This window comes from Mesorhizobium amorphae, from assembly GCF_014843845.1.
GTDB lineage: Bacteria > Pseudomonadota > Alphaproteobacteria > Rhizobiales > Rhizobiaceae > Mesorhizobium > Mesorhizobium amorphae_A.
This window is the reverse complement of record NZ_JHQS01000006.1, coordinates 16,816-36,096: the sequence shown is the minus strand read 5'-3', so window position 1 is coordinate 36,096 and position 19,281 is coordinate 16,816. Positions and strand designations below refer to the sequence as shown.

The following is a 19,281-nucleotide window of genomic DNA, read 5'->3' as shown; positions in this document are numbered from 1 at the left end:
CGCTTTACAGGCGGCGGTGCCGTCCCTATGTGTCGCGCCGACCAAGCGCCATTTTCAGCAACAGGATCGAACAGCCAGCATGCGCGCGGAAACGCAGAATATTGTCGACGAGATCAGGCAGGCGATAACCCTGCTGAGGAGGCATCTTTGACTGGGACCAGGCCATAAAGCGGCTTGAGTACCTGAATGTGCGGGCAGAGGATTCCAGCCTCTGGAACGAGCCGCTGGAAGCGCAGAAGCTGATGCGGGAACGCCAGGGCCTCGAGGAGGGCATCGCTGCGGTCAAGGGCCTGACCCAGGCGCTGGAAGACAATATCGGGCTGATCGAGCTTGGTGAGGAAGAGGGCGACGAGGGCGTCATCGCCGAGGCCGAAGCGTCATTGCGCTCGATGCAAGGCGAGGCGAAGGCCCGCCAGGTCGAGACGCTGCTGTCGGGCGAGGCGGACGCCAACGACACCTATCTCGAAATCCATGCCGGCGCCGGCGGCACCGAGAGCCAGGACTGGGCCTCGATGCTTTTGCGCATGTACACACGCTGGGCGGAACGGCGCCGCTTCAAGGTCGAAGTGCTGGAAGTGCACGACGGCGAAGAGGCCGGCATCAAGTCCGCCACGCTGCTGATCAAAGGCCACAACGCCTATGGCTGGATGAAGACGGAATCCGGCGTCCACCGCCTGGTGCGCATTTCGCCTTATGACAGCAATGCGCGCCGCCACACCTCCTTCGCCAGCGTCTGGGTCTATCCGGTCATCGACGACACGATCGAGATCGATGTTTCCGAATCCGATGTCCGCATCGACACCTATCGCTCGTCCGGCTCGGGTGGCCAGCACGTCAACACCACCGATTCCGCGGTCCGCATCACCCATATCGCTACCGGCATCGCGGTTGCCTGCCAGGCCGAGCGCTCGCAGCACAAGAACAAGGCCAAGGCCTGGGAGATGCTGCGCTCGCGCCTCTACGAGGAAGAACTCAAGAAGCGCGAAGCGGTGGCCAATGCCACCGAAGCGTCGAAGAGCGACATCGGCTGGGGCCATCAGATCCGCTCCTATGTGCTGCAGCCCTACCAGCTGGTGAAGGATCTGCGCACCGGTGTCGAGAGCACCAGCCCGTCGAGCGTGCTCGACGGCGACCTCGACGATTTCATGGAGGCCTCGCTGTCGCAGCGCATCGAGGGCGGGGCAGGCGAAGCGGTGGCGGACCTCGACTAGGATATGTCCATATTCAGGTGAGGCCGGCCTGCGAACGGTGGTTTCCTGCGCTTCCGGTGCTCACGTACTTTAAGTACGCTCCGCTCCGGTTCTCGGAAACCACCACTCTCGGCTCGGCCTGACCTGAATCTGAACATATCCCAAGCGTGGGGCGAAGGAGGAGCCGGTGACTCGCAAGCTTGCCGGAAAGTGCTTTTGCGGGGCTGTCCACTACGAGGTGGCGGACGAGTTCGTCTATGCCGCGAACTGCCATTGCTCGAACTGCCGGCGCACCACAGGCTCGGCGTTCAAGCCTTTCGCCGGCATCGAGCGCGAGAAGTTCCGCCTGACTGCAGGCGGTGACAGGCTGCTGATCTTCGGCGAGGAGAGCGGCCACGATGCACATTGCCGGCAGTGCGGCTCGCTGCTCTATTCGGTGGTGCGCGAAGGCGCGTACGTCCATGTCGCCATGGGAACTCTGGTGGACGATCCGAGCATCCGCCCGACGGCCCACATCTTCGTCGATTCCAAGGCGAAATGGTTCACAGTCACCGACGACCTGCCACAGTATAAGGAGCATGTGAACTGAGCTTCCGCCGGCGGGTAGGTGGAACCGGCGGCTGCGTATTTCGTCGAGCGCAATCCCTGGTCGCAGGCTGCGTTAACTGCTCGTTAACCAAGCCGGCGCACCATTTCGGAAGGCAGATGTCGGCGCGGGACTGCGGCACTGTGCGCCTTGCGCCGACCAAGGAATCAGCCCAGCATTCGGGCTGAGGGACCAAAAGCATTTATGGCCGGACGCGGCATATCTGCGACCTGACGATCCGGCCACTGGGAAGACACGTTCTGGGAACGGGCAAGCGAAACGCTTGGGGCTCGTTTGAAAGGAACATTTCCATGTCTGCTGCCACAATTCGATCGGCCGGCGCCGTTCAACCGGCTGGCCGACTTCTGTGTTCCCTGTTCGCAACCGGTGCGATCGCATTGCTGACGGCGCCTGCTTTCGCGCACGATGCCAAGCCCACCGCGACGCTGCCGCAAGGTTGGAGCTATCCGTTCGCCTGCTGTGCCAACTACGATTGCCGCACCACGCATACGGGCGAAGTGTTGGAAAGGCCCGAGGGTTATGTAATCGCTGGCACGGGTGAGGTTGTTCCAATGAGCGACAAGCGCGTCAAGGACAGCCCTGACGGCGATTTCCACTGGTGTGCGCACCAGGCTGGTCTCGACGCCGGCAAGACGATCTGCCTGTTCGTGCCGCCACGCTCATATTGAGGCAATTGCCGCCACGGGAGCGGCGCGAGGGTGTGGCTTTGAGGGTTCGGCTTGGGTGCGGCAGGCATGCAAGCCTGCCGACAGGCGGTTGTCAGGAACGCTTCTTTATGTTGCCTTTTGCCGCGGGGGCGGTGGGCAACGGAGAGGAACTCGTTCATGACCATCAAGGGAAGCTGCCACTGCAAGGCGACGACATTCGAGGTTTCGCAAGCGCCCGAGACCGTGACGCAATGCACATGCTCCTTCTGCTCGAAGCGCGGCTCGCTCTGGGCCTACTACGTTCCCTCGCAATTCAAGCTCACCAGCCCGCCTGAAAACGTCTCTTTCTACCGCTGGGGGTCAAAAACCATAAAGCACGGATTTTGCGCCACATGCGGTTGCGGCACCTTCACCGAAACGCCGGACTGGTCGAGCGGCGAGCCGGATTTCGACAATCCGAAGATCAGTGTGAATTCGCGCCTGTTCGACGATTTCGATCTCGACAAGGTCGAGGTGGTCGTCATCGACGGCAGGAACCTCTGGTAGCCGGTCTCGCAGAGCCTGGCGCAGCGGCCCGCGATTGCGTCTGGAAAAGCCTTGGCCGGCGCTTTCCCCGTTCCGCTTTTTCGCCGTATTTCATGTTACAAGTCCGGGCGAAGGGTTTGTATGCGCGGCTGCAATGGCTGCGGTTTGAAGAGGGACGATCCTATGAAAAAGACTGTGCTCGTCGTCGTGGCGACGGCTGTGCTCGTGAGCGCTTGCACCACAACCGATCCGTACACCGGGGAGCAGAAGGTCTCCAACACGGCGGCCGGCGCCGGCCTTGGCGCGCTGGCCGGTGCGGGCATCGGCCTGCTCGCCGGCGGCAATGACCGCCGCAATGCGCTGATCGGCGCCGGCATCGGTGCGCTTGCCGGCGGCGCCATCGGCGCCACCATGGACCAGAACGAAGCGGAGCTGCGCCGCCAGCTCCAGGGCACCGGCGTCAGCGTCACGCGCACCGGCGACCAGATCATCCTCAACATGCCGTCCGACATCACCTTCAACGTCGACCAGGACGCGGTGAAGCCGGGCTTCTATCAGGTGCTGAATTCGGTGGCGCTGGTTCTGAACAAGTTCCGCCAGACCACGGTCGACGTGTTCGGCCACACCGATTCGACCGGCGGCGACGAACACAATTTCGATCTGTCGCAGCGCCGCGCGCTGGCGGTCGCCAACTATCTGTCCGGCCAGGGCGTCGATTCGCGCCGCTTCGCCGTCACCGGCTTCGGCAAGACCCGCCCGATCGCGTCCAACGCCACATCGGCCGGCCGCGCCCAGAACCGGCGCGTCGAGATCCAGCTCTCGCCGCTCACCTGAGTCATAAACGCTGTACGTGAAAACGGCCCCGCAAGGGGCCGTTTTTGTTTGTAGATCGAACCTGGACGATCAGACCTTGGCGACGATCCGCATGAAAGCCGGCATGTCGTCGCCGAAGCCGACGGTGGCGTCATTGTCTTCCTGGCGGTGGCGGGCAGGGCGGTTGCTGTCGCGCTGCGGCCTCGAATCGCCACGCTCCGGCGTACGCTGCTCGTTGCGATCGGAAGCCTTGCGTTCGGTGTTTTCCGAACGGATCGCTTCCTTGCGCGCCCGGCGCTCGCCGATGTCGGCAACCGTGGCCTCGGCCGCGACTGGCTGTTCATCGTGCGCCGCTTCCTGTGGCGCTGCTTCGCTGGGCTTGGCGTGACGTTCGCGCGGCTTGCGCTCGCCCTTTTCCTTGCGGTCGTCGTCCTTGCGGCCGGCGCGGCGCGGGGCGCCACGGCCACGGCGCGGCGCTTCGTCCTCGCCCTCGCTGGCGACGACCGTCGACAGGTCGCCGTCATGCCACTCGATCTTGTTGCCGATCAGCCGCTCGATGGCGTCGATGTATTTGGTGTCCGACTTGGTGGCGATGGTGAAGGATTTGCCCGAGCGTCCGGCGCGGCCGGTGCGGCCGATCCGGTGGACATAGTCCTCGGCATGGATCGGCACGTCGTAGTTGAAGACATGGCTGACATCGGGAATGTCGAGACCGCGCGCGGCGACGTCCGAAGCGACGAGATAGCGCAGCTTGCCGTCACGGAAATTGGCCAGCATCTGCATGCGGGCGCGCTGGTCCATGTCGCCATGCAGGGCGCCGGCGTCGAAATCATACTTCAGCAGCGAGCGGAACAGTTCCGACACCTCGACCTTGCGGTTGCAGAAGATGATGGCGTTCTTCAGCTCGGCATCTTCGGCCTTCATCAAATTGCGCAGCGTCTCGCGCTTGTCCCAGGGCTTTGAGCCTGACTTGACCAGGCGCTGGATGATGCTGGTTGCGGTGGACGCAGCCTTGGAAACCTCGACGCGCACCGGCGCATGCAGGAATTTTTCGGTGAGCTTGGTGATCTCGGGCGGCATCGTCGCCGAGAAGAACAGCGTCTGCCTTGTGAACGGGATCATCTCGCAGATGCGCTCGATGTCGGGGATGAAGCCCATGTCGAGCATGCGGTCGGCCTCGTCGATGACGAGGATCTCGACGCCGTTGAGCAAGAGCTTGCCGCGCTCGCGATGGTCGAGCAGGCGTCCGGGTGTCGCGATCAGCACGTCGGCGCCGCGCTCCAGCTTCTTGTCCTGCTCGTCGAAGGAGACGCCGCCGATCAAGAGCGCGATGTTGAGCTTGTGGTTCTTGCCGTATCTGATGAAATTCTCCTCCACCTGCGCGGCGAGTTCGCGCGTCGGTTCGAGGATCAGCGTGCGCGGCATGCGGGCGCGGGCGCGGCCTTTTTCAAGCCGGGTCAGCATCGGCAACACGAAGGATGCCGTCTTGCCGGTGCCGGTCTGGGCGATGCCCAAAATATCCTTGCCGAGCAAGGCGTGCGGGATGGCGCCGGCCTGGATCGGAGTCGGCTGCGTGTAGCCGGCATCGGTGACTGCGGAAAGAACCTTCGGCGACAGGCCGAGGTCCGAAAAAGTCAACGCTTCTTGAGCGGTCTGGGTGTCTGAGGACAAGTCTTGATGTCTTTGGCTGGTTCGGGGAAGCGCAACGGCAACCGTCGCGGCAAGCGCTGCGCGCCTGCAAGATCGGTAATGCGATTAGGCGCAAGCCCGCGATTTGTCAACAGAAACGGGCCGGAATGCTACGATTGTGAAGACGTAACCTTAATCGCGATGCTTAATAGAGGTCCGGTCGTTGCGCCGGCTCAATAGCGGAATTGTTCCGCCAGGATGCGTTCGTTCCACGAATGATTGGGATCGAACAGCAATGTTGCTGTCGCCGTCGGCGACTCCCGCACCGTGACGGAGGCCACCGCCTTCACCTCGGTATGGTCGGCGGCGGCGTTCACCGGCCGCTTTTCCGGCTCCAGAATGTCGAAGCGAACCGTTGCTTTGTTGGAGAGCAGCGCGCCACGCCAACGGCGCGGGCGGAACGGACTGACCGGGGTCAGCGCCAGCAGCGGCGCATCGAGCGGCAGGATCGGCCCGTGCGCGGACAGATTGTAGGCGGTCGAGCCGGCAGGCGTCGCGATCATGACGCCGTCGCAGTTCAATTCCTCCAGCCGAATTTGCTCGTCGACGGTGATGCGGATCTTGGCCGTCTGGTAGGACTGCCGCCACAGCGCGACCTCGTTGATGGCGAGAGCCGAAACCGTTTCGCCCGCATGGGTTAGCGCCAGCATCTCCAGCGGACGGATCGTCTCGGCGACGGCCGCCGCGATGCGCTCGACGAGGCCGCCGGCGCGGTATTCGTTCATCAGGAAGCCGATGGTGCCACGGTTCATGCCGTAGACCTTCTTCCCCGTGCTCATCGTGTCGCGCAGGGTCTGCAGCAGGAAGCCGTCGCCGCCAAGTGCAACGACGATCTCGGCGTCTTCGACCGAGGTCTGGCCATAGCGCGCCGACAGGTTTTCCAGCGCCGCTTTGGCGTCGGTTGTGTCGGAGGAAACGAAGGCGAGACGGCTGGCGGCTTTGCTCATGGTTCCCCGATGAAGACCGATTGGCGACGACCGATTGGCGGCGACCGGTCTGCCGGGCCGCGCCTGCGCCGGGGTAGCATGGGCCACCCGCATCTGCAAAGGGAGGCCGGGCCTCGATGCGGCACCGTGGACATGACCGCTCGCGCTTCGTGTCGCGGAACAAGGGAATGTGATGGTTAAGACGGAACTTAAGCTCTCGTAAAGCCGGATCGATCATGTTAGCCGGCAGTGGATGGGCGGCGTGGGGCCAGCAGTCGAGACCTGTCTATTGCCGGTTACCCGAATGATCATCGTCTTCCTGATGCTGGGAAGCTTTGCGCTCGTCTTTTCCGAACTGGTGCGCCAGTCCGAAGAAATGAGCATCCGGCCTCAGCCCACTGCCTCGCGCTGCGGCGATGCCGCCGGCATGCCCTGTCCGCAAAAGGCGCTGTAGGTTCGCAAATCCGGTGATCATTGACGCCGGATAGGCGGCGGGCGGTTGGATCGGAGTGTCACAATTGTCCATGCGCAGGGCACGTCGCAGTAAGCATTGTGACGAAAGACGGTTCGCCCTGCGCCCTATTCGGCGGCTAGACTTTTCTTGGTGTCCGCTTGCCATTCCAGTCCACCAGACCGGTCCCGCTCCAGTGGCCAAACGATGTGATGTCCAGCTTCGGGCGTTTCAACTGACGCCATATATGGATCATGTTCAGGACGCGGGTGTCGTCGAACATGACGATTGGGTTCTTTGGCAAGGTTAGAGCCCCCAAAGTGTCGATGAAATTCTGTTCGGTGACGCCGTCTTTCGGGGCATCTATGAAAATGAAATCGGCCTCTGCAAAAAGGTTTCGATAGGGCTCCATCCCCTCGGGGGCTGTAACGTCAGCCAGATGCTGAACTATGCGCCCGTCTACGAAATCAGCCTGGTGAAACCAGGATCGCTTAAGGCTATTCCATGGCACGATGTCGAAAGTAACAACCCTACCGCCTGGTGGAAGCGCCGAGGCGATCGACAGCGTTCCCATGCCCGTCCAGGTTCCAATCTCGATAACATTCAGAGCTTCCAGGTCCGCCACCAACGCGGCGAGAAGCCGGTAGTGTTCTCCTGGCCAGGTGCGGTACCAGCGCCGCTCCTTGGCTTTTCTGCTGTCCAGATCGGGAAAAGAAATATCGGCAGCGCGACTGGCCGCCCTAATGGCTAGATCAACCAGGCGTCGCGTTGGCTGCCAAGCCTCGTCGTCCGAGCTTAAGATTATCGACTCGAGCTTATGTCTCGCCGGAGTGCGCAACAAAGCCTGTTCCATGGGAGCAAGCTCGCGACGCTTTTTTCCAAAACCAAACATGTCTGATACCCCGCTGGAGCCACACATACTGGCTGCTTTCAGTACCACAAGCCCGAGAGCTTTTGGCCAAAGCTCGCCAAGTGGTCAAGAAACAGGAGGGTTGCTATCAAGGCGCAGTCTGAAAATGCTTTGCAACAAATATTTCTATCGGGCCGGTTAGCGTATCGGCCTCTTGTTTGATCTTGTTGTCATCCCATTCCCACCAGCGGATTGCGAGCAATTTTGAGACAATCTCGTCGGCGAAGCGGAATCGGATAATTCTCGCCGGGTTCCCGGCGACAACTGCATAGGGTGGCACGTCCCTGGTGACCACTGCGCCGGCGCCGACGACGGCACCATGACCGATGCTTACGCCAGGCAATATCGTCGCTCTGAAACCGACCCAGACGTCGTTGCCAATATTCACGCCGGCCCGCCTTCCGCCATTTTGGACCGGCGAGGGCTTTTTCAGCAGCTGCATGTGGATCGGAAACGATGTCGCGCAGTCCATAGAGTGATTGCCGGAGCACATGATGATGACCTGGCCGGCGATCGAGCAAAAGGAGCCAACATTCAAGGGTGCCTCTGCGGACTGCATGGAGACCGTGTGCTTCGTTAATCCATAAGTGTGGCGACCAACAGTTACGTTCGCTGCCAACGGATGCCTTGCCCCGAGGATGCGATGCTCGCGCAACCAGTTGGATAGTTTCGACAAAGGGAAGCTCCCAATAACAAACGGAAACCGCTACGCACTTTTCCTGGAATTGCTCTTGCCGCGCGCGTTGTGACCGAAGAAGCGCCGGCTGGCTTTCTTCCAACTCCAGGTGATCCGTTTCAGCCACAAGTGACGAGCCGAGCCCGCGACCGAGCTTTGGAACGCACCGTTCTGGCTTCCCTGTTCAACGATCGGCCGCTCGAACCAGAGCATTTCTATGCCCAACTTCTCATCGATATGTTCAATCTGATGGTCGATCGGCTTTGACAGTCTGTGCTCGGCCAACCAATCGAGCCTGGCTTTGGCGACCGGGCGCGTGATCAGGTATGAATCGGCGCAACGCGCATGGAGCCCCGGATAGAGTTTCTGGCCCTTCCGCAACTTCCATCGAGGCACATAATAATTGCTGCCGCTGCCGAGATAGACGACAGCCTTCCGGTCCGGACTGCCGAACTCGGCAATGCACTCGCCCAGTTTGCCGACGAAGTCGGCGTCAAGGAACACATCGTCCTCGAACACCAGGCAAAACAGCTTGTCCGTTTCGAGAAACTCCCGCCATATGCCGACCTGCTTCAGGGCAAGCGAGACTTCGGACGGCCGCAATTTGTCCGATCCAACAAAGGATGCCCTGGTTTCCTTGGTGATATCCGCGATGTCCCAATCGAGAAAGAAATGGACCGGCACGCCGCGCCGGCCAAACTCTTTCAGGATATGACGCTCCCGGTCCTCGTAGCCTTGTTTGACATGGCATACGCGGACAAAGACCTTGTCGGATGGGAACTCTTGCATTCTTGCGTCTGTAATGTTGCAGGTCTCGAAAATCCAGAGGCGCCGTTCATCCGCGGCAGTCGATACCGGATCAGGAATCGCTGGCAATCCGGTTCTGGGCGCCGCCGAGGTAGGTTTCCCAAACATAGTCGCGCAACAGTTCGCGATGCTGCGCGGTGCGGTGATGGCGGGTTTTTTGGTCGGCGTAGGAGGAGCCTCCGACATGAAAGAAAGCGGCGTCAAACAACTGATGATGCTCACTGCGTTCGCCAGCCAGCACGACCGCAGCGGGTTCTTCGACCGCGGCTGAAATGTCTGCTTCCGCCAGGCGCGAATAGAGCGGCAGCCAGTTGCCGCCGCCGGTGTCCAGCCCAAGTTCCATGCGCGGACCGAAATCCAGATCCAGTCCCTCGACGGCCGCGAAGCGGAAGAAGCAGAAGCCTCCCCAAAGATGCCATTTGGGATCGTCTACAGTTGGCTTGTAACGGAAGTTCTCGTTGGCAGGCAGCTTGAGACCATAAACGACCTTTCCTTCCATCCGCGCGGGAATGTCGAAGGGTGCGACCGGGAAGCAATCGTGATCGATGTATCCAAAGAATTCCGGCCGAAGGTGCCTGACGATGTTGTCAAACACCCAGGTCAGGGCCGTCCCATGCGAGCGCGACCAATGGCGCTCACGACGATTGGGCAAGCCGAGGTAAGGTACGCCTCTTGCCGAGCAGATGCGTTCAATCGATTTTCTCGCCGCTTCGCTGGACGAATTGTCGACGACAACGAGCGACAATCCCGGCGAATGGATCTGCCATGCCCTGGTCAAGGCATCGATGACCCAAGGCGTGTTGAAAGCGATGGTGAAGCAAACCCTGGACAATCCGGATTCTTGCAAATGGCGCGAGAACTCCCGCCCACGGCTCGCGCCCTTGGCCTGGTAAATTCGGTACGACAGTTTATCGCGGATGGATTTCGCCTTGCCGACGAAGCTGCTGGCATTGATCGCATCGACGGTTCTCTTCAGAATTTTTCGTGCCATCGCCTGTTCTCATAAACGGCCGCGACATGGCTTTGACCGGCCGAGATCCAGACATAGCGTCTAGCACCAAAGCCCGGCCTCACAAGCGCCTTTCGGTTGGGAAGCGTGCTTACAAGGCGCGCCAATGGCAGCTCTCCCCACTGATCCGCATCGTCAACGGTCACCCGACAGTCTCGCTCAGAAAGATATTGACTGTATGTTTAGTCATAGTTATCCCTGATGGCGAGAATTGAGTTGGTCAGCTGGCGTCGCCGGTGAATGGCCACCAGAAAAGGGGAACATCTTGACAGCCATCCGGCCCGCCGTTGAGGCGAAGGGCGTCAGCAGGATTTTTCAGGGAGCCGGCCAGGACGCGGTCAAAGCGCTCGACAACGTCTCGGTCTCGATTCGCGAGAATGAATTCTTCACCTTGCTTGGCCCGTCCGGCTGCGGAAAGACCACGCTGCTCAGGCTGATCGCCGGCTTCGACTATCCAACCGATGGCGAAATCCTGCTGCATGGCCAGGACATCGCGCCGCTGCCGCCGTTCAAGCGGCCGGTCAACACCGTGTTCCAATCCTATGCGCTGTTCCCGCATATGACGGTGGCCGAGAACATCGGCTTCGGCCTCAAGATGCTGGGCAAGCCGAAGGCCGAGATCGCTGCCCGTGTCGATGCGATGCTCAAGCTCGTCCACATGCAGGAGCAGAGGAATCGCCGCACCAGCCAGATCTCAGGTGGCCAGCAGCAGCGCGTGGCGCTCGCGCGGGCCTTGGCGCCACAGCCGAAAGTGCTGCTGCTCGACGAGCCGCTGTCGGCACTGGACTACAAGCTGCGCAAGGAAATGCAGATCGAGTTGAAGCGGCTGCAGCACGAGACCGGCATCACTTTCATCTTCGTCACCCATGACCAGGAAGAAGCGCTGACAATGTCCGACCGCATCGCCGTGATGTCGTCGGGCAAGATCCTGCAGGTCGGCACGCCCTGGGACATCTACGACCGCCCGGCCGAGCGTTTCGTCGCCGATTTCATCGGCGAGACCAACTTTTTGACCGGCACGGTTGAATGCGCCGAGAGTGGCAAGGCGAAGGTCGCCCTTCGCTCAGGCGCGAAGATCCTCGCAATGGCTGCCAGGGATTTCCAGCCGGGCAGCCAGGCAACGCTGATGGTACGACCGGAGCATGCCAGGCTGGTCAAGGGCACCGGCGATCTGGCCGGCACGATCGAGACCATCGTCTATTTCGGCACTGACACGCACATCCATGTCCGGCTGGACGGCGGCGAGGCTTTCATCGTGCGCCAGCAGAATTCGCGCTGCGCCAGTTGCGGCTTCGAGCGGGGCGACAAGGTCGGCATCCAGATGGGCGACGGCGCCGCGCAACTGCTGAAGGATTAGGGCCGATGGCGAGCGCGAAAGAGATCGCCGACAAGGCCGAGCGCGACGATATTCGATCGCGCTGGCTGCTTTCAGCCCCGGCGCTGCTGATCGTCTTCCTCGCGGCCCTTGGGCCGCTGCTGATCGTGGTCGTCTATTCCTTCCTGACGCCCGGCAATTACGGCGATGTGAAGTGGCAGTTCTCGACCAACGCCTGGGTGAGCGTGCTGCTCGAGCGTGACGTCTTCGACGACACGCTGTCGCTTGCCGGCGCGCATCTGTCGATCTTCTGGCGCTCGGTGTCGCTGTCGGCGATGACCACGATCCTGACCCTGATCTTCGGCTTTCCGACCGCCTATTTCATCGCGACGCGGCCCGAACACCGCCGCGATATCTGGCTGTTCCTGATCACCATCCCGTTCTGGACGAACCTTCTGATCCGCACCTTCGCCATGCAGGAGGTGCTGCGCAATGACGGCATCGTCAATTGGGTGCTGCAAGCGCTTGGCATCACCGACCACCCCGTCCAGCTCATGTACACCAACTTCGCCGTGCTCGCCGGCATGGTCTATGTGTTCCTGCCGCTGATGGTGCTGCCGCTCTATGCCAGCATGGAGAAGATCGACTTCCGCCTGGTCGAGGCGGGCTACGACCTCTATGCGACGCGGCTGCAGGTGCTGCGGCGCATTATCATCCCGCTGGTCACGCCGGGCATCGTCGCCGGCTCGATCCTCGTCTTCATTCCTTCGCTCGGCGCCTATGTAACGCCGCGCGTCTTGGGCGGCGGCACCAATCTGATGATCGGCAATCTGATCGAACTGCAATTCGGGCAGGGGCGGAACTGGCCGCTCGGTGCCGCGCTGTCGATCGCGCTGATGGCGATCGTGATGGTCGCGCTGCTGTTCTACGTCCGCAACACAACCAGATCGGATGGCAGTCATGGCTGACCGCTTCGACGTCCGGCGGCAAACAGGCTTCGCCTCCATGGCGATGATGTGTTTCTTCCTGCTCTATCTGCCGATCGCCACGCTGGTGGTCTACGCCTTCAACGACAACGAGTCGCTGGCGATCTGGAAGGGTTTTTCGCTGCGCTGGTTCCATGCCGCCTGGAACAATTCGCTGGTCATCGAATCCTCGATCCGCTCGTTCCAGATCGCCGCCATCGCCGCCATCCTGGCGACGATCTCGGCAACGATGGCGGCGCTGGCGACGACCCGGACCAAGCCATACAGGGGACTGACGTTCAAATACGCCTTCATCAACCAGCCGCTGATGGTGCCGGAGATCGTCACCGCGGTGGCACTGCTGATCGTGTTCTCGCGCATCAAGATCTGGACCGGCTATTCGGGCCTCGGCTACCTGATCTTGGCCCACACCGCCTTCTGCGTGCCGTTCGCCTATCTGCCGATCCGGGCGCGGCTCGAAAGCATGGATCTGTCGCTCGAGACGGCGGCCGCCGATCTCTATGCGACGAAATGGAAGACCTTCCGGCACGTGACCTTGCCGCTGCTCTGGCCGGGCATTCTGGCAGGGCTGATGCTCGCCTTCGTCGTCTCGCTGGACGACGTGGTCATCACCGAGTTCGTCAAATCGGGCGGCCAGGACACGCTGCCGACCTTCATGCTTGGCCAGATCCGCCGCGGCGTTACACCCGAGATCAACGCGATCTCGACGGTCTTCCTGGCGCTGTCGATCGGCATCGTCACGGCTTTCTTCTTCATCAGCAGGAAACGGACCTGAGGCCGCATCGCCGACGGTCCCAACAATGGGAGCAAGAAGCATGAACTGGAAACTGACCGCGACGGCCGTCGGGCTGTCGCTGCTGACTGTCACCGGCGCGGCCCGCGCCGACGGCGAGCTCAACATCTACAATTGGGGTAACTACACCAGCCCCGACCTGATCAAGAAATTCGAGGCGACCTACAAGGTCAAGGTCACCGTCACCGATTTCGATTCCAACGACACGGCACTTGCCAAGATCCGCCAGGGCGGCGCCGGCTTCGACATCGTCGTGCCTTCTGCCAGCGTCGTTCCGATCTGGATCAGCGAAGGGCTGTTGCTGGAGACCGATCCCAACACAATGGAGAATTTCAAGAACGTCGATCCGAAGTGGGTCGACGTCCCGTTCGACCCGGGCCGCAAATACACCGTGCCGTGGCAGTGGGGCACGACCGGCATGTCGGTGAACAAATCGGTCTATTCCGGAGATGTGAACACGTCCGCGATCTTCCTCGATCCGCCGGCCGAGCTGGTCGGCAAGATCAATGTCGTGCCGGAAATGGGCGACATCATGTACCTCGCCATCTCCTATGAAGGCGGCGAATACTGCACCGACGACAAGCAGGTTCTGAAGAAGGTGCGCGACAAGCTTGTCGAGGCCAAGGCGAAATGGCTCTCGTTCGACTATGGCGCCGTCGACGGGCTGGGCAAGGGTGACATCGCGGCCGGCGTGAACTGGAACGGCATTTCGCTGCGCCAGCGGCTGCAGAACGACAAGATCGTCTATGGCTATCCGAAGGAAGGCTATCCGATCTGGATGGACAATGTCGCGGTCCTCAAGGACGCCAAGAATGTCGAGAACGCAAAGCTGTTCCAGAACTTCATCATGGATCCCGAGAACGCCGCGCTGATCTCGGCCTTCGCCCGCTACGCCAACGGCATCAAGGGGTCGGAAGCCTTCATGCCGGCCGACATGAAGGGCGCGCCGGAGGTGGATGTCCCGGCCGAATTCGCCGCCAAGGGCAAGTTCATGCCGACCTGTTCGCCGGATGTGCAGGCGCTCTACACGAAGATCTGGACCGACCTGCAGAAATAGCCTGACCCCAGTTTCCCCGCGCCGCGACACGCGGCGCGGCCATTTCTCGACCATCAAGCCCAAAGGCGATCCGAGGATCGCAGGAGACTTCCATGACCGATCTCGACCTTTGCTACATGCCGGCCAGCGAGGCGCTGCGGCAGTTCAAGGCGAAGACGCTTTCGCCCGTCGAGCTGATGCAGGCGACCATCGATCGCGCCGAGGCGACGAAGGCGACGATCAACTGTTTCACCTTCGAGCATTTCGAAGAGGCCATGGAACTCGCTAGAAAAGCCGAGGCGAAATACGCCAGGGGCGCCAGGACCGGCACGCTCGAGGGCCTGCCGATCGGCATCAAGGATGAGAGCTACATCAAAGGCAAGCCGACATCGCATGGCTCGCTGCTGACGAAAGACGCCGTCGGCGAGCATACATCAACGATGAACGAGCGCGTCATCAAGGCGGGCGGCATCGTGCATGCACGCACGGCGACGCCCGAGTTCAGCTGCGCCGGCGTTACCTGGTCGAGACGATGGGGCGTCACGCGCAATCCGTGGAATCCGGATTTCACGCCGGGCGGTTCGTCCGGCGGGGCAGCGGCGACGCTGGCCGCGGGCACATCCTCGATCGCCACCGGTTCGGACATTGCCGGATCGATCCGTATTCCGGCGTCGGCCTGCGGTCTCGTCGGCTTCAAGCCGCCCTATGGGCGCAATCCGGACGAGCCGCCGTTCAACCTCGATTTCTACTGCCATACCGGACCGCTGGCGCGGAACGTCAGGGATGCGATCCTGCTGCAGAACGTCATGGCTGGGCCGAGCCCGCTCGACATCGCGACGCTGCGCCCGAAATTGCGGCTGCCGCTCGACTACAAGCCGATCAAGGGCTGGAGGATCGGTTTCTCGATGGACCTCGGCTCTTTCGAGGTGGATGCCGATGTGCGCAGGAACACGCTTGCCGCTTGCGATGTGTTCCGCTCGCTCGGTGCCACGGTCGAGGAGGTCGACCTGGGCTGGGGTGACGAAGTGTTGAAGGCCGGCATCGCCTATCTCGAGCATCTCTTCGGCGCCTCGCTGGCGCAGCTGCTCGAGGAGCACGGCGAAGACATGACCAGCTATGCGCGGCAGTTTGCCGAGGACGGTCAAAGGTCAAAGGCGACGGACTATGTCGGAACCCTGGAGGTGGCGGCCAGGATGTACCAGACACTGGGTCCGTTGCTGGAAAAGTACGATGTGCTGATCTGCCCGACGAACGCTCTTCCCGCGGTGCCGGCGGAGTTCGACCACACTAGGGACACGGTCGAGATCAATGGCAAACAGGTGAACCCGTCGCTTGGCTGGGTGATGACGACGCCGTTCAACATGATGAGCCGTTGTCCGGTGCTCTCCATGCCATCGGGCAGGGCGGTGAATGGCGTGCCGACGGGCATCCAGATTGTCGGCCGCACCTATTGCGACGCCGATGTGTTCCGGGCGGCGCTCGCCTATGAAACGGCGCAGGGACAATGGTATGAGAGTGCCGGGACACGCCCGTCGCTTTGATATCTGACGCTGGGCCGCAGGTTCGAAAAGGCCGGATGAGAATGGCAGAACGCAAGGCAACCGTGATAGCGGAGAAGCCCAAGGTTGAGGGCGGGGGGTCGGCGAACGATGCCGCCCCGAAGGACCGTCGGCGCGAACGCGGCGAGGCGAGCGTTCAGCGCATCATCGATGCTACGATCGACCTCATCGCCGAGGAAGGTCTGGCCAGCGTCACCATGCAGCGCATCGCCGAGCATGTCGGCTCCTCCAACGCGCTGGTGGTGTTCCATTTTCGCAGCAAGGAGAACCTTTTCCGGGCCGTCCTGCAGTATCTCAGCGACCGGTACGACGAGCTTTGGGCGACGCTGGTGCGGGTGCCGGGCCTGTCGCCGGTCGAGCGGCTGATGGGCGCGGTCGAGTGCGCGCAGCGGTTTGCTCGGCAGCATCCGAAATGGGTTTCGGTCTTTGTCGTGTTCTCCAGCGACCGCAAGAGCATGCAGATCTACAACGAGATCGGCCTGCCCAGCGATCTCAGCTACAATGCCGAGGCGCGCGATCTGCTCATCGAAATCAAGCGCAGCGGCGGCTACACCGAGGTCGACCCGGACACGCTGGCCGAGAGCCTCAACTATCTCGTGCATGGCGCATGGTTCTGGGACCACCTCAACCCGCCGGCGGGCCAATCCGATGTGCTGCGCAAGACCATGCTGATGCTGCTGCATCAGGCGTTTCCGCGCCATTTCGATCTGGCGTGACAGATCGGGTTGCTGCCTAGCGGGCTTGCAGCAGGTGGCAGCCGGCCTGGCGCTTTTGCGCCAGATACTCGTCGATGAGCTGTCGGTAGCGGACCTTGCCGAAGCTCGGGAAATGGCCGCCATGCACGACCGAGACGTCGAGGTCGCGCATGTTGAGCAGCGTTGCGACATAGTCATCAACGACCGAGTGGTAGACATCGTCGATCAGCGGGCCATCATAGATGATGTCGCCGGATAACAGGATGCCCGTCCTGTTTTCGTAGAGGGCGATGCCGCCGGGTGAATGGCCAGGTGTGTGGATGACCTCGAAGGCACGGTCGCCGAGATCGACGATATCGCCGTTCTCCAGCAGGCGGCCGGCAGGCGCCGGCAGGATGTTGTAGCGCGCCGTGTCCCAGCCTTGCGGCATGCCATCGAACATCGCGTCGGTGGCATAGCGGTCGGCGACCGTCCATTCGTTGCGCGGATCGGCGAGGATCTTTGCTTCGGCCCGATGCACGCAGCGCTCAGGGAACTCGTGATGGCAGCCGATATGGTCGAAATGCGTGTGGCTGGCGACGCAGGTGAGCTTTCGCTCCGTCACCAGCGGCACGTGGGAGCGCAGGCTGAAATGGCCGAGGCCGGTGTCGAACAGCAGGTCGCGATCGCGGCCGCGCACATGCCAGATGTTGCAGCGGAAGAACGGCTTTATCCACGGCTCGTGGATCAGCGTCACGCCGTCGCCCATGCGGATGGTTTCGTACCAGTCCGGAGCCTCGATGACCGGAAGTGTGCTCATGGCTCAGTCCGTCAGCAGGATGATGTCGCCAGCGTTGCATGAAACGGCGATCGTGTCGCCCGGCTGGACTGTCGCCGCGGCGGGAGCCTTGACGATGAACTGGAGCGCAGGATCCTGCGTTGAGGCGGCCAACACGCGTTTGAAGCTGCCCTGGAAGACGACGTCGCTGACCGTCGCCGTGCCGAGCGCAACCGTACCTCCAGTTGCGCCGAGGACCAAATGCTCCGGCCGGATGGCGAGGGCGACTTTCGCGCCGGCCGGCGAGGTGCCGAGCAGCGAAATCGGACCTGCTGGCGTTGCGACCGTAACTGTCCCGTTCTTCGCCTCGGTCACGGTTCCCGAAAGGATCGTGCTTTCGCCCATGAAGGTGGCGGAAAAGCGCGTCGCCGGCCGGGCATAGACACGCTCGGGCGGGCCTTCGTCCTCGATGCGCCCGTCATTCATGACCACACAATGGTCGGCCAGCGCCATCGCTTCTTCCTGGTCGTGGGTGACGTGGATGAAGGCGGTGCCGACGCGCTTCTGGATCGCCTTCAACTCGTCCTGCATCTGGCGGCGCAGTTTCAGGTCGAGCGCGCCGAGCGGCTCGTCTAGGAGGAGCACGGCCGGTTCGATGACCAGCGCACGCGCCAGCGCCACGCGCTGCCGCTGGCCGCCGGAGAGCTGATGCGGCTTCTTGTCGAAGGCCGTCGCCAGCCCAACCAGCGCCAGCGCCTCGCGCGCCCTGGCCCCCCGTGTCGCGCCGTCGACACCTTGCATGCGCAGGCCGAAGCCGACATTGGCGCCGACGCTCATATGCGGGAACAGCGCATAGTCCTGGAACACCGTCGTCGTCGGGCGCTTGGCCGGCGGCACGGCGGTGCAGTCCTCGCCGCGGATGAAAACCTTGCCTTCGCTCGGGGTGACGAAGCCGCCGAGGATGGAGAGCAGCGTCGTCTTGCCGGAGCCGGACGGGCCGAGGAGGATGGTGTAGCTGCCGGGCTCGATTTTCAGCGAAACGTCCTTCAGCACCGGGTGCTGGCCAAAGCGATGCGAGACGGAACTTATGTCGACCAGGGGCGCGCTCATGCCGGCTTTCTCCGCAGCAATGTCAGTTCAAAAAGCACCACCAGCACGATGGAGACGGCGAAGACCAGCGAACCCACCGCGTTGGTCTTGGGATTGAGACCGGAGCGCAGCAGGTTCCAGATTTCCACCGGTAGCGTGGTGTCGAAGCGGGTCAGCAGGAAGGAGATGACGAATTCGTCCCAGGAGAAGGTCATCGACAGAAAGAAGCTGGCGAAGATCGCCGGCGCCATGACCGGCACGGTGATCAGCAGCAGCACCTTCCATTCCGGCGCGCCGAGATCGCGCGCGGCGCGTTCGATGTTGATCTGATGGTCGCCCATCTGGCTGTAGATGATGGCAAAGCAGAGCGGCAGGTTGATCACGACATGGCCGATGCCGGCGGCAAGCAGCGATTTCGGCAAGCCGGCCCAGTTGAACAGCACCAGAAGCCCCATGCCGATGATGAGATAGCTGACGGTGAGCGGCAGGGTGATCAGTCCACGCAGCAGCGCCGAGGAAGGCAGGGTGAAGCGCGCAAAACCCCAGGCGGAGAGGAAGCCGAGCGTAACGGCGGCAGCTGAGGAGACGATGGCGACGATCAGCGAATTGACCAGCGCCGAGGTCAGCCGGGTGTCGGAGAGCACCGCGTCGTACCAGCGCAGCGACGGGCCGGTGAAAGGCGGTATCGGAAACGAGGTCGCCTGCAGCGAAAACAGCACCAGCACGATGACCGGCAGGAAGATGAAGCCGTAGACGGCGAGAGCGTAAATCCAGGACGCGATGCGGACAATCCGGCGCATG

At 62.0% G+C, this 19,281-nt stretch carries 21 protein-coding genes; 12 read left to right on the top strand and 9 right to left on the bottom strand.

Features of this window, described 5'->3' with window-relative positions; all coding sequences use genetic code 11:
• The first annotated feature begins 79 nt into the window (after window positions 1-79).
• The 5 genes from prfB (at window position 80) to DH08_RS01270 (ending at window position 3,803) form a co-directional block, all read left to right on the top strand.
• Window positions 80-1,211, top strand: a protein-coding gene (gene prfB / locus DH08_RS01290) for a peptide chain release factor 2 (protein ID WP_120015187.1) whose coding sequence is annotated in 2 segments (ribosomal slippage) — window positions 80-145 and window positions 147-1,211 — 1,131 coding nt in all. Because the reading frame shifts where the segments join, the coding sequence is not laid out codon by codon here.
• A gap of 166 nt (window positions 1,212-1,377) precedes the next feature.
• Window positions 1,378-1,779, top strand: coding sequence for a GFA family protein (locus DH08_RS01285; RefSeq protein WP_192177523.1), 402 nt, complete (start codon window positions 1,378-1,380; stop codon window positions 1,777-1,779).
• A gap of 308 nt (window positions 1,780-2,087) precedes the next feature.
• The gene (locus tag DH08_RS01280) at window positions 2,088-2,465 is read left to right on the top strand and encodes a hypothetical protein (RefSeq protein ID WP_192177522.1); all 378 of its coding nucleotides are present in this window, start codon (window positions 2,088-2,090) and stop codon (window positions 2,463-2,465) included.
• Window positions 2,466-2,621: 156 nt separating this feature from the next.
• Window positions 2,622-2,990, top strand: a complete 369-nt coding sequence (locus DH08_RS01275) for a GFA family protein (RefSeq protein ID WP_192177521.1) — start codon at window positions 2,622-2,624, stop codon at window positions 2,988-2,990.
• Between the two features lie 162 nt (window positions 2,991-3,152).
• Window positions 3,153-3,803: a YiaD family glycine zipper/OmpA-like lipoprotein gene (locus tag DH08_RS01270; RefSeq protein ID WP_040582308.1), complete on the top strand. Its 651-nt coding sequence runs from the start codon at window positions 3,153-3,155 to the stop codon at window positions 3,801-3,803.
• A gap of 69 nt (window positions 3,804-3,872) precedes the next feature.
• On the opposite strand, the gene DH08_RS01265 is transcribed toward DH08_RS01270, so the two are convergent.
• Both DH08_RS01265 and DH08_RS01260 read right to left on the bottom strand, forming a co-directional pair.
• On the bottom strand, window positions 3,873-5,453 hold the full coding sequence (locus DH08_RS01265) for a DEAD/DEAH box helicase (RefSeq protein ID WP_192177520.1): 1,581 nt from the start codon (window positions 5,451-5,453) through the stop codon (window positions 3,873-3,875).
• Window positions 5,454-5,644: 191 nt separating this feature from the next.
• On the bottom strand, window positions 5,645-6,418 hold the full coding sequence (locus DH08_RS01260; protein ID WP_006200805.1) for an NAD kinase: 774 nt from the start codon (window positions 6,416-6,418) through the stop codon (window positions 5,645-5,647).
• 283 nt (window positions 6,419-6,701) lie between these two features.
• Between DH08_RS01260 and DH08_RS01255 the strand changes: the two genes are divergently transcribed.
• A complete protein-coding gene (locus DH08_RS01255) occupies window positions 6,702-6,851 on the top strand; it encodes a hypothetical protein (RefSeq protein WP_244425881.1) in 150 nt (49 codons plus the stop codon).
• Window positions 6,852-6,987: 136 nt separating this feature from the next.
• Here the strand turns inward: DH08_RS01255 and DH08_RS01250 are convergent, their stop codons facing one another.
• From DH08_RS01250 to DH08_RS01235, 4 genes are all read right to left on the bottom strand, one after another.
• Complete coding sequence (locus DH08_RS01250; protein WP_210328493.1) at window positions 6,988-7,740, bottom strand: O-methyltransferase; 753 nt, start codon at window positions 7,738-7,740, stop codon at window positions 6,988-6,990.
• A gap of 106 nt (window positions 7,741-7,846) precedes the next feature.
• Window positions 7,847-8,434 (bottom strand): CatB-related O-acetyltransferase, encoded by a 588-nt coding sequence (locus tag DH08_RS36755; RefSeq protein WP_282595004.1) that lies wholly within the window; start codon window positions 8,432-8,434, stop codon window positions 7,847-7,849.
• 30 nt (window positions 8,435-8,464) lie between these two features.
• On the bottom strand, window positions 8,465-9,310 hold the full coding sequence (locus DH08_RS01240; protein ID WP_246800649.1) for a glycosyltransferase family 25 protein: 846 nt from the start codon (window positions 9,308-9,310) through the stop codon (window positions 8,465-8,467).
• Window positions 9,294-10,232, bottom strand: a complete 939-nt coding sequence (locus tag DH08_RS01235) for a hypothetical protein (protein WP_192177518.1) — start codon at window positions 10,230-10,232, stop codon at window positions 9,294-9,296. The genes DH08_RS01240 and DH08_RS01235 overlap by 17 nt, the downstream gene beginning before the upstream one ends.
• 283 nt (window positions 10,233-10,515) lie before the next feature.
• Here DH08_RS01235 and DH08_RS01230 point away from each other — a divergent pair, with 283 nt between their 5' ends.
• From DH08_RS01230 to DH08_RS01205, 6 genes are all read left to right on the top strand, one after another.
• Window positions 10,516-11,607, top strand: coding sequence for an ABC transporter ATP-binding protein (locus DH08_RS01230; RefSeq protein ID WP_192177517.1), 1,092 nt, complete (start codon window positions 10,516-10,518; stop codon window positions 11,605-11,607).
• A 5-nt stretch (window positions 11,608-11,612) separates the two neighbouring features.
• Complete coding sequence (locus DH08_RS01225) at window positions 11,613-12,533, top strand: ABC transporter permease (RefSeq protein WP_192177516.1); 921 nt, start codon at window positions 11,613-11,615, stop codon at window positions 12,531-12,533.
• A complete protein-coding gene (locus DH08_RS01220) occupies window positions 12,526-13,326 on the top strand; it encodes an ABC transporter permease (RefSeq protein ID WP_192177515.1) in 801 nt (266 codons plus the stop codon). The genes DH08_RS01225 and DH08_RS01220 overlap by 8 nt, the downstream gene beginning before the upstream one ends.
• Before the next feature lie 40 nt (window positions 13,327-13,366).
• Window positions 13,367-14,401 carry an ABC transporter substrate-binding protein gene (locus DH08_RS01215; protein WP_192177514.1) on the top strand — a complete coding sequence of 345 codons (1,035 nt, stop codon included), beginning with the start codon at window positions 13,367-13,369 and terminating at the stop codon, window positions 14,399-14,401.
• Between the two features lie 92 nt (window positions 14,402-14,493).
• Window positions 14,494-15,921: an amidase gene (locus DH08_RS01210; RefSeq protein ID WP_192177513.1), complete on the top strand. Its 1,428-nt coding sequence runs from the start codon at window positions 14,494-14,496 to the stop codon at window positions 15,919-15,921.
• A gap of 41 nt (window positions 15,922-15,962) precedes the next feature.
• Window positions 15,963-16,655 carry a TetR/AcrR family transcriptional regulator gene (locus DH08_RS01205; protein ID WP_192177512.1) on the top strand — a complete coding sequence of 231 codons (693 nt, stop codon included), beginning with the start codon at window positions 15,963-15,965 and terminating at the stop codon, window positions 16,653-16,655.
• A gap of 16 nt (window positions 16,656-16,671) precedes the next feature.
• Here DH08_RS01205 and DH08_RS01200 read toward each other — a convergent pair whose 3' ends face one another.
• The 3 genes from DH08_RS01200 to DH08_RS01190 are packed head-to-tail and all read right to left on the bottom strand — an operon-like array spanning window position 16,672 to window position 19,280.
• On the bottom strand, window positions 16,672-17,433 hold the full coding sequence (locus DH08_RS01200; protein WP_192177511.1) for an MBL fold metallo-hydrolase: 762 nt from the start codon (window positions 17,431-17,433) through the stop codon (window positions 16,672-16,674).
• A gap of 3 nt (window positions 17,434-17,436) precedes the next feature.
• Window positions 17,437-18,501 carry an ABC transporter ATP-binding protein gene (locus tag DH08_RS01195; RefSeq protein ID WP_192177510.1) on the bottom strand — a complete coding sequence of 355 codons (1,065 nt, stop codon included), beginning with the start codon at window positions 18,499-18,501 and terminating at the stop codon, window positions 17,437-17,439.
• The gene (locus DH08_RS01190; protein WP_192177509.1) at window positions 18,498-19,280 is read right to left on the bottom strand and encodes an ABC transporter permease; all 783 of its coding nucleotides are present in this window, start codon (window positions 19,278-19,280) and stop codon (window positions 18,498-18,500) included. Before DH08_RS01190 ends, DH08_RS01195 begins: the two co-directional genes overlap by 4 nt.
• Window position 19,281 lies beyond the last annotated feature (1 nt).